Below are 17,485 nucleotides of genomic sequence, written 5' to 3' on the forward strand. Positions count from 1 at the left end.
TGTGGGAGGAATTCCCGCCCCACCAATAGGCAGAGGATCGGCGTATAATGCACCGTAATTAAAGGCACTTTGGTCGTAGGAAATTTGATAAGCTTGGGCATTGTAAGAAACAGTTCCAGTAAAGGGAGTACCACGGAAAAAGATCGCCTCTACATAGGGTACTCCTGTGTCTGGAAGGAAAGTTAAACCCAGGCTTTTAGGAATTATCTCGTATTCTTCTCCCCGAATCGTTACTTTATAAGTAATTGGTCGAGCAGCATCTTTGACTAAACCATCAAGGATATGTTGCACCACATCGGGAATAGATTTGATCTCTCCACGGTCATAGCGATCGCTTAAATCCAGGAAAATATCGCTCATGACTCGCCAAAACTGACCCAAGCCACTGTAGTAAGCCATCTGACGTAGTTGTTCTGGCAAAAAGTCTGGGAACAGTTTATGTAATCCCAACATCAAAGGATTATATTTAAACTGGGCTTTAATTACTTTATCAGCGATCGCAGTAAATTCAGGAGTATCTAGATAAGCATCTAAACCGCCTCCCCCATGCCAAAACATGGATTTCATACAATATTCCGCATACTCGTAATTGATTCTGTTATGCCAAATATTGCGAAAAAACTTATTTGGCGTAACTTCACCGTTAAAGTATTTTAGAAAAGGAAATAATTTTAAAAATTGGGTGTTGGCAATATAACAAAGATTAACGGAGTAAGCATCTAAAACCACACCGTAACTTTTGAGAATCCCTACTACTTCTATGAGATTTTGGGGAATATCGTTAAGTAAAGCCTCTCCTGACTCCAATCTTTTGGTATATTCTTCTATAACTTGCGATTTTGTTGGTTTACTTGCACTAATAACCATCTTTTTTCTTACTTGCTACTTGTACTTCGGAATTCGGAGTGACCTGCGGTATCCCGCTGCGCACCCGGAGTTAGAAATTTTGCCCTCTCTATCTCCCCATCTTCCCCATCTTCCCCTGCTCCCTTTGCTCCCCCTGCTTGCCAACATCTTATAATTAGCTATTCTTACCTACTTAACTGCCAGTCAATAAAGCTACTGCTTGAACTTCACTCCAATGAACTACCCAACTCGGTTGAATTCCAAAAGCAATGATAAACAATAACAGCGCAAAAGCAGGAGCGTGTTCTACCCATCTCACTCTAGGTAGATGGGCTAAACTTTCTGTTAAGCGACCAAAGAAAACTTTATTGATTACTAAAAGGAAATAAACTGCTGTTAAACCAGTTCCCACTAAGCATAAGAGAGTGGGAATTGGGAAAATCGGAAAACTACCTCGAAACACTAAAAATTCGGAGATAAAGCCTACCATTCCTGGCAATCCCGAACTAGCCATCACCCCTAAAATCATCAATCCCCCGGTTACAGGTAATCCTCTTTCTGGATTAAGTAAACCTCTGAGACTTTCCACATCTCTTGTCCCAGTTTTCTTATAAACTACTCCCACTAACATAAAGAGTAAGGCAGAAATTAAACCATGACTTACCATCTGAAATACTGATGCGGTGATACTTAAACGGGTTGTAGCAGAAGCTGCTAAAAGAATATACGCCATGTGAGCAATAGAAGAATAGGCTACAACTTTCTTCATATCCTTTTGTGCGATCGCACAAGAAGCACCATACAAGGCACTAATCCCTGCTAAAATTGCCATCCAAGGTGCAAGATAGACCCAAGCATTTAAGAATAATCCCACAGCAAAACGTAATAGACCATAAGTTCCTAATTTTAGTAAGACCCCTGCTAACAGTACAGATATGGGGGTAGAAGCCTCCACGTGAGCATCAGGTAACCAAGTGTGAAAAGGAAAAATCGGAATTTTGATAAAGACTCCTACTAACAAAGGAGCAATAAGTAATAGCTGATTACTTAAAGATAAAGTATGCGATCGCAAAGGTTCGTAGGCGAAACTATCTGCACCAGTTAACCAAACCAATCCCAAAAAAGAAGCTAAAACTAAAATTCCTGATACTGTAGTATAGAGCAAAAATTTCATCGCTGCATAACCCCTTCTTTTACCACCCCAAATAGCAATCAAGAAATATAAAGGGATAATCTCTAATTCATAGAAGAGGAAAAATAACAGTAAATCTTGTGCTAAAAATGCCCCCGAAACTCCAGTATTTAAGATTAAAATCAAAGCATAATAAAACTGCGATCGCTCGACACTTTTGCTACTAGCATAAATAGCAATTAAAGTTAATAAACTATTGATAAATATTAGGGGAAAAGAAAGTCCATCCAGACCTAAATGATAGCTTAAACCAATATCTGTAATCCAAGGAATATCCTGAGCAAATTGGATATTAGGATTATTTAGATCAAACTGAAAGCCAATGATTAAGGTTAAAATAACTAAAAATGATGCCAAAATAATAGCTAATAATCGATAAAAACTACTTGGTTTTTTGATAGGAAAGAAAGCTATCAAAATAGCCCCTATTAAAGGGATGATGATTAAAGCACTAAGCATTGTTAAAATTTTGTCTCCTAGAGAAACAGTAATATCAGTAGATCACAAACATCCTAGTTGAGATTGCAGGGGAGCAGGGAGCGGGGAGCGGGGGAGAAGCCAAATGAAAGAAATTTAGTCTCTGAAGAGCGTATTTGAAAATTTAATTGATATTTAACGCAATTCAACCGAAAATAACCACTTATTTCTTTTATTTTAACTCAATATTATCTCCCTTGCTTAGTATTATCTGAGCAGTATTGAGAAGAGAGATTATAAGCCAAAGAAATTTGACCAAAAATTAGTAATTAATGACCATTGACCACTCAAAATAAACCATAAAAAGAGAGCAATACTAATTAACATTGTTAGTACGTAAAATTGGGACTGGCCAGATACATTATACTTGAGAGCATTACCACTAAAAATAGTAAACAAACTAACCAAGTTTACCACTCCATCTACCACATAGCGATCAAACCAAGCAGTTAATTTAGAAATATTGGCCACCAATGCGACAACAGTAACCTCATAAACTTTATCTAAATAAAAGTCATAAGCAAATAAATCTTGGAAGAAGCGTAAATAAAGATTAGCTAATCGTTCCCAAGCACGACGAATAGGACGAAAAACTCCGATTAAACACCCCAATAAACCCGATAAAATTAATAAGGGAATTGCCCCTTGAACAGCAAAAGAATTATTGTTTACGATGGGATCAATTTCTGACAACCATAACTGCCAACGAATGGGAGCTAACGGTGCTATTAAAGTAAAAATAGTTAAGGTGACCATCGGCAAAGCCATCGGCCAGGCAACTTCTGGGGCCCGACGTGTTTTCTTCTGAGGTGTACCCAAGAAAACAGAACGAAAAATACGAGTTAAATTAAAGGCACATAAACCATTAACAAACACTAAAACAGCTAATAACCATAAAGATACCTTCCAGGAGCCATCAAACCATTTTGCCCAAGTCCAAAACATACCCATGGGTAATAGTGCTACCATCCCAGCAGAGCCGACCACGAAAGCAGTGGTAGTAGCTGGCATTCTTGACCATAAACCCCCCATTTCTGTGATATTTTGGTCACTGGTTGTCATAATAGCTGCTCCGGCACTCATAAATAATAAAGCTTTGGCGATCGCATGACTAAATACCAATAAAAAGGCAATATCCACATGGCCTAACCCCACTGCAATAAATACCAACCCTAAATAAGCACTGGTAGAGTGACATAAAGCTCGTTTAATGTCAATTTGAGCCATTGCTATCAAAGAGGCACCAATAGCAGTGACAGCACCCAAAACAATCAAAACATCAGAGGCAATAGGGGACAAAGTAAACACTGGTTGCAGCTTAATTAAGACATAAGCACCGGCAGAGACAACAATTGAGTTACGCATAATACCAGCCGGGTTAGGTCCTTCCATAGCCTCATCTAACCATAAATTTAGAGGAAACTGAGCGCATTTCCCGGTAGGGCCAGCAATTAAGGATAAACCCAGTAATGTTGCCGTTAAGGGAGGAACTGGGTTGGTTAATGCCCAATTTTCTAACTGTGAAAAAGTCAAACCTTCCCCGTAACTAGATAAAGCCACTAACCCCATTAACAAAATAATATCCCCAACCCGTTTCGTTAAAAATGCGTCCCTCGCTGCTGTTACCACCAAAGGTTGAGCATACCAAAACCCAACTAACAAATAAGTGGATAGGGTTAAAATTTCTAAAAGTCCATAAGTAAGCAATAAAGAGTCACTTAAAGCAATCCCCCCTAAGGCTGCTTCAAATACTCCCATTAATCCAAAAAAACGTGCTAAAGACCAATCCTTTTCCATGTAGCCTAAAGCGTATATTTGAGACAAGAGACTAATCCCAGTAATTAACTCTAATGCCCCTAAACTAACAGAAGATAACTCCACTGATAAAAATAAATCTAAATCAGCGACACTTAACCATTTTAAGACTAATTGTTCTGTTTCTCCTTGCCAAATTAAACTAAAAGCAAGGGAACAATGTACAAAAGATAATAAGGTCATCAATAGGTTTAAATAGGCTGCTGGTCTTGGACCTGTGCGTTTAATAATGGCAAAAGACCAAGGTAAAGTCAATAAGGAACCGATTACACCATAAAACGGAATAAACCAACTACTATGTAATAAAAAATCATTCATGCAAATTATCAGTGGATAATGGATAATGGATAATGGATAATTGTCCATTCTTAAAGTTAAAATTTACTTTGTTAGTCATCTCTAATTGTTGGAAATAAATTGATTTTATTAGTATTTTTTTATTTCTACGTAGAAATAAAAAATATTATTTAGATACCCATAAAACACTATGTTTAAATCTCCTTATTTCCGTATCAATAAGGTTAATTTTTTAGTTAGTATATCGTGAAGTACCCCAACTAATTACAAAGCAATATAGTTGGACTGTCGCTCAAATCATTCCGAGGACACCTCAGAATGCGCGACCTTGGCTTCCTACCCTCAAGAACTACTGCTCTTGATACACGGCATTTCAACCGTCTGGTTAGGCGTAGATTTGGACACTTCCTGCCCTATACATCCGTCAGAGAATTGTAGCAAATTATGACAGGCATTAATATCTCTGTCGTGATTCACACCACATTCAGGGCAAGTCCATTCTCTATCTTTGAGGGTTAAATCTTCTTTGATATACCCACAATTAGAACATCTCTTAGAACTAGGAAAGAATCTATCTACCCGTTTAATTTCACAGCCATAGATATCGCCTTTATAATCTAAAAGAGTTAAGAATTGTCCCCATGCTACATCACTAATTTGTTTAGCTAGTTTCCGATTTTTCACCATCCCTTTAATATTTAAGTCTTCACAACTAATAACTTGGTTCTCGTTAGTTAATTTAAGACTTATTTTGTGTTGGTAGTCTAATCTTTGGTTAGCAACTTTTTCATGAATTTTGGCTACTTTAACTCTAGCTTTTTTTCGATTTTTAGATTCTTTATCTTTTCGACTCAATCTCCTTTGTCTAATTTTTAACCTTCTTAAAGAACGTTGAAAGTAACGAGGGTTTTCAAATTTTTCTGGTTTATTGGTAATACAAAAATCCTTAAGTCCGAGATCCATCCCAATTTTATCTCCATTTAAGGGGGCTTTTGGAATATCTAACTCGGTAACAATGGAAGCATAGTATTTTCCTGATGGAGTTTTACTAATAGTTACACTTTTAATATCTCCTTCTATTTCTCGATGAATTACCATCTTTATAGGAGACATTTTAGGAAGCTTAAGTTTTCCCTTCTCGGTAACAGAAAAATTTTGAGGAACTCGAAAAGATTGTTTATGAGACCTCTTTTTAAATCTGGGAAATTTGGCCTTACCTTTAAAAAAGCGAGAGTAAGAAGTTTCTAAGTCTTTGAGGGTTTGCTGTAAGGGTTGAGAGTTAACCTCTTGTAGCCATTGAAACTCTTTTTTCAAAGAAGTAAGTAATTTAGACCATTCTTTATACCTTAAACTTTTTTTACAATCGGCATAGACATCAGTAGTTAATCGCAAAAAATAGTTATAGACAAACCTTGAGCAACCAAAACATTTTGCTAAGAATTGTTGCTGTTGTTGGTTTGGATATAGGCGAAATTTATATGCTTTATTACCCATGGTCAACACCTCCTTGTTTAACTCTAACATAGATTATCTTTTTTGTTCCAAAAAGTTAAGTTAATATGGATGCTCAGCAGTTTATATACCGGTCGGGTTTCATCCCTACCTACAATATGGGTATTTTTTGATAGAATTTTTAGGTAGGGTCTTCACCCGACATCTTTGATAAAAACCTACTTCCGTCAGGGATATGTAAAGCTAAGGCTCACTACATGGGATTTTAACGCAAAACCTCTACCTGAAAATTCAACTCAATGGTGAACCTTTATAGTCCAGATTAATACCAATTTTCATCTCTATTCCTTGCCAAACTATCTTTGTCATGGCTTCCATGCTTACCCTCAAACAGTTTCTCTACTCAGTCCCTACCTGTAGTCCAGCCATTACCTACCAACAACTACAAATCCTGTTTCAGTGCAATGAACAGGGTCATGATAGTGTCGTGGTTGTTAATGCACAAAGAATTCCTTTAGGTATCATTTTTAGTCGTGATTTTCTCTTAAGCTTACTCAATCAATCTCTAGTGACTTCCCCCCCAATCAACGGGGAAATATCTGGGTCGAACTATTCTCCAAGTTCAGTGGACCGATGGGACTGGGAAACTTGTATGAGTCCTTTAACCCTCATCCCTTGTGATCTGAATGTTTTTGACTTGGTTGATCTCCTAAAAGCTAACCAACAAGTCCATAAGCAACCCAATTATGGACTTGTGGACAGGTGTGGGCGATTTTTGGGATTATTGGATAGTTGGAAAATTCTACAAAAGGTTTTAGCAGAAAATTCTCATCCTCAACCAGAGTTAGGGTCACTGAAAAACCTAATTATAGAACTGTTGGAAGAACTGCCGTTACCGGTGATGTTACAAACCCACGAAGGGGAAATTATTCAAAAAAATCGTAGTTGGCGCGAGCAAATTGGAGAATTTATCCCTCCAGATCAAGCAACCGCTTGTCCTTTACCGCAGAAAACAAGGGATGGACCACCACAAGCTATAAGTTTAGATAATATCCATAATTATTGTCAGACAATCGCTTCCAATTCTATCACTGACATTGCTTGTAAACAGTCTTTAAAAGCAAAAAACGACCTTGAGACATTTCCTTTATCAACAGTAACTAAAGATAGCAAAGAAAATCCTGGAAATTATTTTATTGATAATGATGAAAACGGAGCAATTCCTATTTGTGAAAAAGACAAAATTTGGCAATTTATTAAATGTCCTTTAACTACGGATAAACTATCAAATCCTATTTCTATTTTTGTGGCAACTGATGTCACACAACAACAACAATTATGTCAAGAATTAGCTGCTAAAAATGCTGATTTAGTACAACTTAATCGCTTAAAAGATGAATTCTTGGCTTGTATTAGTCATGAACTAAAATCACCTTTAACAGCAGTGGTGGGTTTATCTAGTCTTCTCCAAGAAGAAAAAATTGGCCAGCTTAATTCTCGTCAAGTTCATTATGCTCAATTAATTTACCGTAGTGGTCGTCAATTGATGACTTTAGTTAATGATCTTCTGGACTTGACTCGGTTGGAAACAGGACAGTTGAAATTGTCTTTTGTTCCCGTTAATATTAAGGAAATTTGTAAACGTGCTTATAATTCCATTACTGAAAAATATCAAAATAAAACTGATAAACCTGTAGATTTTAGTTTAGAAATCGAACCTAAATTAGAACATTTATTAGCGGATGAGTTACGACTCCATCAAATGTTAGTTCATTTGTTGGATAATGCTATGAAATTTACCCAAACAGAAGGAAAAATTGGCTTAAAAGTCAATCGTTGGTCAGATTGGCTGGCTTTTACTGTATGGGATACAGGTATTGGTATCCCTGAAGAATCTCAACATCTAATTTTTCAGAAGTTCCAACAACTAGAAAATCCTTTGACACGGCAATTTGAAGGAACGGGGTTAGGGTTAGTTTTGACGCAACGTTTAGCTCGAGCGCACGGAGGTGAGATTTCTTTTGTCTCTAAAACCGGTCAAGGTAGTCAATTTACTTTACTATTACCCCCTTCCCCTCACAAAGAAGAGCGATCGCTTCATGATCAAAGTTATCAGCGTTCTAATCCTTTAATACTCATTGTTGAGGCTATTCCTCAATCTATTGAAAGTTTAATGGACAAGTTAACACAATTGGGCTATCGAGTGATGATTGCTCGCACAGGAACCGAAGCAGTAGAAAAGGCCAGACAATTACGACCTTATGCTATTTTTTTGAATCCTTTGTTACCTCTATTATCGGGATGGGATGTTTTAACTTTACTCAAATCTGATCCACAAACCCAAAATATTAGGGTTTTAGTGACACAAACTCAAGGTCATCAATTATTAGGAGAACATCGTTGTGCTGATGGTTTTATCAAGATTCCTACTGATTTATCTACCCTTGAGCATTGTTTGAAAACCCTACAGCCTAAAAGACAACTTGAAAGTCGTTCTCTAACTATTCTCAGTTTAATTCCTAATTTTTCTCCTTCCAATAAGCAGCCTACTGCTTTAAAATCACGATTAGAAGGCAATTTGATTGGCCAATTATCTCAGTTCAATCATCGCATTGTTGAGGCCGATGATCTTGATCAAGCCTCTTTATTAGTCAGTGTTTGGGATATTGATGTTATTGTCTTAGATGGACAATTTTTAGATGATTCTCTAGATTATCTGCGATCACTTGCTAAAAACCCTGAACTCCTTTCCCTACCTTTAGTGGTTCTAGATGTTGTTAGCGCACAAGCAGCTAATAATGTAAAAGGATTATCTGTCTTTCCTTGTTTAATTTCTGATGATCAAGAACAGATTTCCCAATTGTGCCAAGTTATCTCTATTGCAGCAAGTCAGTTGAATCATTAAGGAAATATGAATTTATCTTGACAAAAATGTAAATACGTGATTTTTCTTTGAACCTTTACCCGGGGTTTGTTTCCCTAAATCATAAGTAAATATTATCAAAAATACTAAATAGTTTTAATATTAAATATTTTAACGTTTCTTGATAGTGAATATAATTATCAATAAGCAACGAGTTTCCGCCTTTATGGTATGATTGTAGACGATAAACATCTACAGCATTTATGTCTACTTTCAAAATACGAGTCTTTAACCCTAATTACTTGGTTATCCTCTTAGTATTTTGACTTGTTTTAACTCAGTTTTTTACTCTATTTTGAACATACGTATTGAATTAGTATTAAAGTACATTTGAATTTATATTGACAAAAATGTCAAAATATGCATTTAAGCGTAAAAATGATTTTTTTGGTAACATGATTCAAAACAGAAAGGATATCTAGAGCAATGACAACAGATGTAATCGAAAAACGGTCTTCATCCACTTCTACGGTGCGGAAACCAGCCCCTCGTTACCGAGTTTTGCTGCATAACGATGATTTCAATTCTATGGAATATGTGGTGCAGACCTTGATGCAGACAGTACCAAGTATTACCCAACCCCAAGCGGTTGATATCATGATGGAAGCCCATAGTAATGGCACAGCTTTGGTTACTACTTGTGCTTTAGAACCGGCTGAATTTTACTGTGAAACGTTGAAAAATCACGGTTTAACTAGCACTATTGAACCGGACGAATAAGACAATTAAAATCTGAAAAATTGGGAACACTTATCTAAATGTTTTCTACAATTATTATTAATGCTAACTTGAGCAAAACTTTGAATCCTTGAAAAATAATCTTACCATAATTGCTAATTACCCAGTACCTTTAAGACTGGGAATTTTTATAATTTTTCTTTTGATTTTATGGCTTCCTGTTGCCATTCCCCTTTATTGGCTATTACAAGATGATCCTAATTTAACTACCATTGTTACTATGGCTATTTTGTATTTAGAGTTTATTGGATTGTTATTTATTTGGAATAGAAAAGTTTATAAAATTAAATTTTGGTGGCGAGATTATGGTTTAGTATTTACTCGAAAAAATGGCATTGAGTTACTTAATGGGTTGACTTTGGGATTATTTTTTACTTTTGGACTGTTTATTATTGAAGCAATTTTTGGCTGGGTTAAATTTGTTCAACCTGATGATAATTTTACTCGCATTATTTTTGAAGGTTTATTGAGTGCTTTAGGTATTGGTTTAGCAGAAGAATTATTTTTTCGGGGATGGTTATTAGAAGAACTTAAAAAAGGTTATTCTCGCAACATTTTTGTTGTTACCAATGGACTTATTTTTGCTATTTTACACTTTATTAAACCTATAGGAGAAGTTATCAGGACTTTTCCCCAATTTCCGGCCTTATTTTTGTTAGGGGTTACTTTAGTTTGGGCAAAAATGGGACATAGTAACCGTTTGGGGATTTGTATTGGACTTCATGGGGGTTTAGTTTGGGGATATTACATCATTAATGTTGGTCAAATTGTTAATTATACTGGTCAAGTTTCTACCCTGGTTACAGGAATTGATAATAATCCTCTTGCTGGAATTATGGGGTTGATAGGGTTAAGTTTATTAAGTTTGTTGATGAGAATTCCTAACAACTTAAGAAAATAATGCAGATGTCATTACATTTATCATTTATCATTCGTTTGGAAGTAGGCTTGAAACCTCTCCCAAACTTCTTTCTCCCTAAAGGGAGAGGCTTGAAACCAAAATGAAAGATGAAAGATGAAAGATGAAAGATGTTCAATGTTTGGTCATTAATCCCACGCTGATTTGTGGGTGTTTTTCGGTAAAATACAGCGTGGGGCTTCTGGCGGTTAAGCTAAGTTCTGCTGATAGAACTGAGCGCGAGCAATGACATCATCTCCATAGTCATTATGTGTTGTTCCCCGATTCATACCTGCAATGGTGACAACATTAGATACCCCAGAATTGTAAGCTACACAAGCCCCTTTGAGAACATTCTCATCTGACCAATCAGAATGCTTCTGTTTAACTTGATCCCGATAACTACTAAAAATACCCAAAGCCTGTTCAACATGAGCTTGAGAATAGGGATCGTCTAATCCCCTAAGGCTATGATAACGGCGATCAACCTGTAAGATACCCCAACCATGATTATTATCTCCCCAACCAGGATTGTTGCCAAACATCCCCAAAACGCCCCCTAAGTGGCTTTCACGACTAGCAAGGGCAGCAGCAATGGCTACAGGAACATTAAGTTTTTGACTCGCTTTTTTCAGGGAACTTAGCCTTTCTGGGGTGAGATGTGTCATATCCCGTCGAGCAATTTCATGACTGGCAGCAACCCCTGGGGGTGAAATATTTTCGGGATCTGATGTTGCTTTTTTACAGCCTTCAGTGGGACAATTTTTTAACGCTTTTTCCCAGCGAGGTAGTTCTCCATCGGGTTGATTCTCTTCCGATGGATCAAGATCGCCAAGATTATCATTCTCTATATCTTCCTCATAACCTTGAACAATCTCCAGATGAGCTTTAAAGGCATACCAGTTAAATAAGTTATTTCTAGACGTTTTTAATTCAAACTTCCAATGATTGTCGTAATCTTCAACCCAATTAGCTAATAATGGTTCATTATCAGGTTCTGGGCTAAAGTCAAATTTTCCTTGGGGATCAGTAATCTCATCTGATTGAACGGGTTGACTTTTGATAACCGTGACTTCTTTCGCATAAATGGCGTAACCGGATAACCCTAGCTTTTTGCAGGTATTAGGACCGGCAATACCATCCACTGATAAATCTCCTTGACTACTTTGATAATTCTCTACTGCTTGTTTGGTCTGATTACCAAATTGTCCATCAGCAGTAATGTTTAATTTTTGTTGTAGCCAACGGACATCTAATCCGCGAGAACCAACTTTCATCATTTCAATGATTTCGATGAAATCTTTAGGATCTAAACTCCCTGCTAAGAGTTCAAAATTAAGATGAATTCTCTGCCCTCTTATATCGCAATAGGTATCAAGATCAACATGAGAGCCATAATCGCGAGGCCCCCTAGGACCATGGCCTGCTTCAATGCCAATGGCTTCTCCTTGAGTCACTCTTTGTCCTACTGTTTTTAGCAATCTTGAACAATGAGCATAAGCTTGGTAACAAGTATGTACTTGACCGTTATAAACAAAGGGTGTATCCAATTTAATATGAATACGATAACCATAACCTCCTTCTCGGCCTGCTCTGGTCACGACCCCTGAATACATACAAATAACGTTAGTGCCAAACCCTTTTGTATAGTCGAAGCCGATATTATAGTTACCTGGACGAATAGTCCTCATTGATCCATCTTTAAAAATGGCTTGTCTAGCAGTGCTTTTATAGCCATGACCAAAAGGTTCCATAAAACCCCCTGTCACCAAAACACTTCCCATGATTTTGTTGGAGTATTGTGTGTAAGGACTGCGTACTTGTACCTCTGGGAAAGGTTTGTCAAATAATATTGGAGTGTCTGCCATAATAAATTAATCTTTTTATGTGTACTTGAGAAATGTGGGCTTAACAGTTAATACTGTTAAGGAGCATATAACAATCAGGAACGATTCATGAGATATCTTCTTTCTCGTCTGTTTCCTGTTCCTTGTTCCCTTATACTCAGATTTAATTCTCACAACTGATAACTGATTGCTATATTTCTATTATGTATCACTAAAACATAGATATTTTCTATCATTAACAATAAAGTTATATAACTTTAATAAAAGTCACAAAAAATTGCAAAATATTGCCACTTTTTTACAAATAACCATATCTATCTTGAAAAATAGCAATAATTTGGGCAAAAATATTAAGAATTGTAAGATAGAAGACCTCAAAAACGCCTTGGGACAATATATTTTATATGAAAAAATTCTCCGAGCTAAATCATCAGAACGTACTCTTTATTTAGCTATTAGAAAAGATATTTTTGATGGCTTATTTAGTCAAGAAATTGGACAAATTTTATTGTTAGATGACTATCTAACAATTATTATTTTCGATCCTGAAACAGAGATAATTACACAATGGATAAACTAGAAAAATATCGTAAAATCATTTGTCAAACCTTAACACCCTATAGGAATATTACTTACTCTAATGTTCCTGTTCATAACCGTGCAGCATTTGACCTTGAAAATGACCAATATCTAATTATTTCTGAAGGATGGAATAAAAGTGAGCATCTTCACAGTTGTTTAATCCATCTCGAAATTGTTGATGATAAAGTTTGGATTCAATGTGATAACACTGAAGATGGAGTTGCTAACGATTTAGTAACAGCAGGTATCCCCAAAAATGATATTGTCTTGGCATTCCATCCCCCAAAACTTCGTCAATACACTGACTTTGCTCCTATTTAAGCTCAAGAAAAACTGATGTTGATAGGGTTAGGTTTATTAAGTCTGTTAATGAGGAGAAAGAGAGAATAATTTATTAATTAGGATTATTAATTACCATTAAATCTACGCCATCAATGAAGATTCCACAACAACCTGAACTATATTCCCATTTTATTTTATAATTCCCATTACCTTGTATATGAGAACTTACATCACGTTTAATTTCCTTAAAAATGCCATTAAATCTTAGCTTTTTTTCTAATTCTTCTGTAATTCCAAAATTGTTAGGATTCATTTTATCAGGAACTTCTTGATAACAATTTAACTCATTACTTTTCCAAGTTGCTATCTTAGTAAAATTATTATTTTGTTGTGATAAATATATTTTTCCATTTGACTTACCACAGTCCGACAATAAAGCTTGTCCTACAATATAATAAGCTGCATTGTTATTATAGTTTTTAACTTCTAGTGTATAGACATTTTTATTGGAGTTACTTCCCACCCATCCTAAATGAGCATCAGAAGAAATGATAATTTCTTGACCTGGTGGTAGTTGTTGTTGGACAGATGGTTTGGGGAAACTATTCCGAAAAGTTGCTATAGCAAAAAGTAAAATACCTATCAATAAAGAATAGAAAATTAAAATCTTAGTTTTTTCAGAGGATTTACGAAAGAAATATATACTAATTGCAGATATTATGATCATCATCAAAGCAAGAATTCCTAACTCACTTTTTGATGCTTCACTAATAATTTCTGGAAGTTGCTCAAACAAGTTTTTCATTAGTCCCAAAATTGTTCAGAGTAAATATTAAGACATTTTATTTTACCGTCATTTAAGAAACACGAGGATTAACTATTTTCCCCGTCTCACTTTCAGACTTTCTTCTTCATTATACTTCTCTAATAGTGATAGAAAAGCGATAAGATGATCTACTTTTATTTTATACCCGTAATAAATAACATCATCCCACACAAAATAAAAGATTATAGTGTGGGATGATGTCAGATCAGTGGAAGTTAGCTAGTGTAAGTAATTAACACAGATAAACCCCATCCTCTCCTATTTTGCCTTCTCCATTTAAGACATAAATACCGGCTGAGTTGGCTTTAACTTCAAAACTGATGGAGTTACTATTTACATCAATACTGTTACCCGTCACCGCATCACGATAAGTACCATTGTGGATATCATTAATAGTAATTTGTTGTTGGCCACCGATAGTTAAACCTACCACAACATAACTATTACTACCTTGATCTTCCCTAACAAAACTCATCCCACTTCCCCACTCATTAACTTGACTCATGGGGGCCTTTTGTAAAGCAGGAACACGACTACGAATTATGTTTAAGCGTTTAATATGTTGATACAAAGGATGACTTTGAGTCTTTTGAATCGTATCGTCTTCTAAATGATCCCCAAAATAAGCTCTTCCCGTCTGATCCAAGGTATCATCATTGCCCATAATATCCTGGGGTTTACCCTTCATAAACTCGATTTCTTCCCCATAATATAAACAAGGAATACCTCTGATCGTCCACAACAAATTATAGGCAGCAGCGGCCCATTCTGTATTGCCTCGGAAGCGATCGCGGAAATCATTATCTGGGCCAACATCATGGTTTTGTAAGAAGGTAACTAAAGTAGTTGCATCTCCATACACCCAATCATTAGCTAATATAGCCCCAATACCATTAAAACTACCCCGACTAAGGTTATCCCGAAAGGTAGAAAATAGGGAAAAATCTAACACCGAGAAACCAGAGTCTCCCCCAGAGTTGGGATCTTTGGGATCGTCTCCTAAGCGTGTATACCACCAAGGCCGTAAAAATGAAGGTGCATTATCATCCCCAAATAAATCACCCCATCCGGTTCCCTTAACTAAGTTTTCTCCAAAGACAAATAAACTAGGTTTATAAGCTTTCCACGCATCGACATATTCTAGTAAGTTATTACGTTCAACGTGCTTCACTGTATCAATACGTAACGCGTCTACTCCCATATCTAAATACTGACAAATAGAATTGATTAGATAATCTTTGACATTATCCCGTCTTGTCGCTAAGTCGATAGTATCCCCAGCCAAATGTTTCGTCTGGATGGCTACACTTTCCCAGTCTCCCCCAGACATAAACCCGTCTTGATGATACCAGTTAGGATCTAAATTATTGGCATCGATCCCAAAAAAGCGGTTGGGGTTATAGCCTTCTTTGGGAACGGTTTCTCCTGTCACTGGATCAACTAAGGGGACCATCCCTTCAGGATCAGATGTTTGTCTCTCTTTAAACCAGTCAGGGGCCACTGGGTTATCATTATCTTCCCGAAACTCGCTTTGATAGTTACCTAAGTTTCCTTGATAGGGACCATATTTAATTCTTCCTTGTTGTAATCCATGAGGTACATAATATTTCACAGGAAGATGATCGATCCAAACTTTTCCCCTGATACCATACTGACAAGAATGGTTTACCACTACATCTTGAATGATTTTTAAACCTCTTGCGTGTGCTTCGTTGATTAAGTCTTGATAGGTTGCGTCGGGAGACTCTAAACGAGGGTCAACTCTTGTCCAATCATAAGCATGATAGCCATGATAATCTAAACCACTTCTATTTTCTACAGGAGGAGTGATCCATATAGCAGTAAACCCTAAGTCTTTAATATAGTCCAATTTTTGGATTAACCCTTTAAAGTCTCCTCTCCAATGAGGATCTTCTGCTTCTCCTCGATTATTAAATTTAATGCGATCGCGACAGAAAAAGTTATTACTGGGATCACCGTCATAAAACCTGGTTGTCAACAGAAAATAGATTGTTTCTTCCCGAAAGTCTCTCGCTTCGATATTATCCCCGACATTGTAATAAAAATCAGCGTAGGTTTCATTTCCTGCACCATCTATGACCAAAAACCTCACATTAGTTGTCTTGTCGAGGATCATTTTTGGCCCGGTTAAACCATTGATCGCATTACCCCTAAGATATATGTTGCCATTTCTAGTGGGTTCCGTGCCATCGTTGGTATAGTAAGCAACCACAGGGGCCTCTCGATCATCTTTGAGAGTAAATGTCGGTGCGATCGCTTCTAAATATGTCCCGGAGTTGACACTGGTGGTTATTGTCGGTTTTCTAAAGTCTGCATTGGGATCTATAGTATATATAAATTCAAAAATAGCACCTATTTCTCCTAGTGCATTACGTCCTAAACAACGCAGGGTTGTGTTAGCTTCAATGGAAATAGGTTGTTCATATAAGTTTGAGTTAACTGTGGGTTCACTGCCATCTGTTGTATAGTAGATAGCGTCGTCATCATTGTTACTGGAAAGGGTTACAAGTTGCGACTGTTGATAAGTTGCTCCTTTTGGTGTGGCAATAATTAAGGGAAGTGCTGGCCGTTGTGGGTTTTGATCTGACCAACTATCTTTTAAGTACCATCCTTCTCTACTTCTTGTTAGGTCTTCTGTTTTTCTCCAACCTCCATCGTTAATGAGAAACTTGGCTGTTTCTGCTTCTGCAAACTCGTAACGATACCAGTCATTTCCTTCTGCTGTCATGGCAACTCCTGGCCAGGAAACTGACTGGGAAGAGGGCCGAGTTTCCCAATAGTAGATGTTAATGTTTTTATTCCAGGAAGGAGGCCGTTTAAAATGTACTATCAAAGGAGTTGCTTCAGTGTCAGGGTGGCGATCGTACCAAGTATCCTGCATAAACCAACCGTCTTGATCTCTCCAAAAGTCTCCGGTTTGTCTTCTATTACCATCGTTAAATAGAAAGTTGGCTTCTTCTATTCCTGAAAAACGATAGCTATACCAGTTATCACCTTCTTCTGTCATAGCAACCCCCGGCCATTCAACACTAGATGACAAGGGTTGGGTATTCCAGTAATAAATATTGACGCTTTCTCTCCAAAAGTTGGGACGTTTGAAGTAGACAACAAGATCGGCCATGATTTACGTTTCCCTTAAGCTGTTTTAAGGTCAACCTATCATCCTGTTACTTCACTTCTTAAGATTCTCACAATGTTTTAATATGCTGTTTCTTTTGTAAAGGTCATAGATATCATAGAGGTGAAGCAGTAATAATTGAACTATGACAACTGTATTAGACTTAAAACC

At 36.8% G+C, this 17,485-nt stretch carries 12 protein-coding genes; 5 read left to right on the plus strand and 7 right to left on the minus strand.

All coding sequences use genetic code 11. From position 1 onward, the window contains the following. The 4 genes from QNJ66_RS10600 to tnpB form a co-directional block, all read right to left on the minus strand. Positions 1 to 867: CO2 hydration protein (locus QNJ66_RS10600; RefSeq protein ID WP_300506230.1), on the minus strand; the 867-nt coding region annotated here is incomplete at its 3' end. Positions 868 to 1,039: 172 nt separating this feature from the next. Continuing rightward, positions 1,040 to 2,497, minus strand: coding sequence for an NADH-quinone oxidoreductase subunit M (locus tag QNJ66_RS10605; RefSeq protein ID WP_300506233.1), 1,458 nt, complete (start codon positions 2,495 to 2,497; stop codon positions 1,040 to 1,042). A 252-nt stretch (positions 2,498 to 2,749) separates the two neighbouring features. Continuing rightward, complete coding sequence (locus QNJ66_RS10610; RefSeq protein WP_300506234.1) at positions 2,750 to 4,648, minus strand: NAD(P)H-quinone oxidoreductase subunit F; 1,899 nt, start codon at positions 4,646 to 4,648, stop codon at positions 2,750 to 2,752. 321 nt (positions 4,649 to 4,969) lie between these two features. Continuing rightward, entirely contained in the window at positions 4,970 to 6,121 is a 1,152-nt protein-coding gene (tnpB, locus tag QNJ66_RS10615) for an IS200/IS605 family element RNA-guided endonuclease TnpB (protein WP_300506237.1), read from the minus strand. 334 nt (positions 6,122 to 6,455) lie between these two features. Here tnpB and QNJ66_RS10620 point away from each other — a divergent pair, with 334 nt between their 5' ends. From QNJ66_RS10620 to QNJ66_RS10630, 3 genes are all read left to right on the plus strand, one after another. Then, positions 6,456 to 8,984 (plus strand): hybrid sensor histidine kinase/response regulator, encoded by a 2,529-nt coding sequence (locus tag QNJ66_RS10620; protein ID WP_300506258.1) that lies wholly within the window; start codon positions 6,456 to 6,458, stop codon positions 8,982 to 8,984. Positions 8,985 to 9,428: 444 nt separating this feature from the next. Further along, a complete protein-coding gene (clpS, locus tag QNJ66_RS10625) occupies positions 9,429 to 9,722 on the plus strand; it encodes an ATP-dependent Clp protease adapter ClpS (protein ID WP_300506240.1) in 294 nt (97 codons plus the stop codon). Positions 9,723 to 9,810: 88 nt separating this feature from the next. Continuing rightward, the gene (locus QNJ66_RS10630; RefSeq protein WP_300506241.1) at positions 9,811 to 10,641 is read left to right on the plus strand and encodes a type II CAAX endopeptidase family protein; all 831 of its coding nucleotides are present in this window, start codon (positions 9,811 to 9,813) and stop codon (positions 10,639 to 10,641) included. 206 nt (positions 10,642 to 10,847) lie between these two features. On the opposite strand, the gene QNJ66_RS10635 is transcribed toward QNJ66_RS10630, so the two are convergent. After that, the gene (locus tag QNJ66_RS10635; RefSeq protein WP_300506244.1) at positions 10,848 to 12,506 is read right to left on the minus strand and encodes a peptidoglycan-binding protein; all 1,659 of its coding nucleotides are present in this window, start codon (positions 12,504 to 12,506) and stop codon (positions 10,848 to 10,850) included. A gap of 256 nt (positions 12,507 to 12,762) precedes the next feature. Here QNJ66_RS10635 and QNJ66_RS10640 point away from each other — a divergent pair, with 256 nt between their 5' ends. Both QNJ66_RS10640 and QNJ66_RS10645 read left to right on the plus strand, forming a co-directional pair. After that, positions 12,763 to 13,065: an element excision factor XisH family protein gene (locus tag QNJ66_RS10640; RefSeq protein ID WP_300506246.1), complete on the plus strand. Its 303-nt coding sequence runs from the start codon at positions 12,763 to 12,765 to the stop codon at positions 13,063 to 13,065. After that, positions 13,053 to 13,388, plus strand: a complete 336-nt coding sequence (locus QNJ66_RS10645; RefSeq protein ID WP_300506249.1) for a XisI protein — start codon at positions 13,053 to 13,055, stop codon at positions 13,386 to 13,388. Before QNJ66_RS10640 ends, QNJ66_RS10645 begins: the two co-directional genes overlap by 13 nt. Positions 13,389 to 13,461: 73 nt before the next feature. Here the strand turns inward: QNJ66_RS10645 and QNJ66_RS10650 are convergent, their stop codons facing one another. After that, positions 13,462 to 14,154: a hypothetical protein gene (locus tag QNJ66_RS10650; protein WP_300506252.1), complete on the minus strand. Its 693-nt coding sequence runs from the start codon at positions 14,152 to 14,154 to the stop codon at positions 13,462 to 13,464. Positions 14,155 to 14,407: 253 nt separating this feature from the next. After that, positions 14,408 to 17,317, minus strand: coding sequence for a starch-binding protein (locus QNJ66_RS10655; protein WP_300506255.1), 2,910 nt, complete (start codon positions 17,315 to 17,317; stop codon positions 14,408 to 14,410). Between the last annotated feature and the right edge of the window lie 168 nt (positions 17,318 to 17,485).

Origin of the sequence: Crocosphaera sp., assembly GCF_030064895.1 — a bacterium.
GTDB lineage: Bacteria > Cyanobacteriota > Cyanobacteriia > Cyanobacteriales > Microcystaceae > Crocosphaera.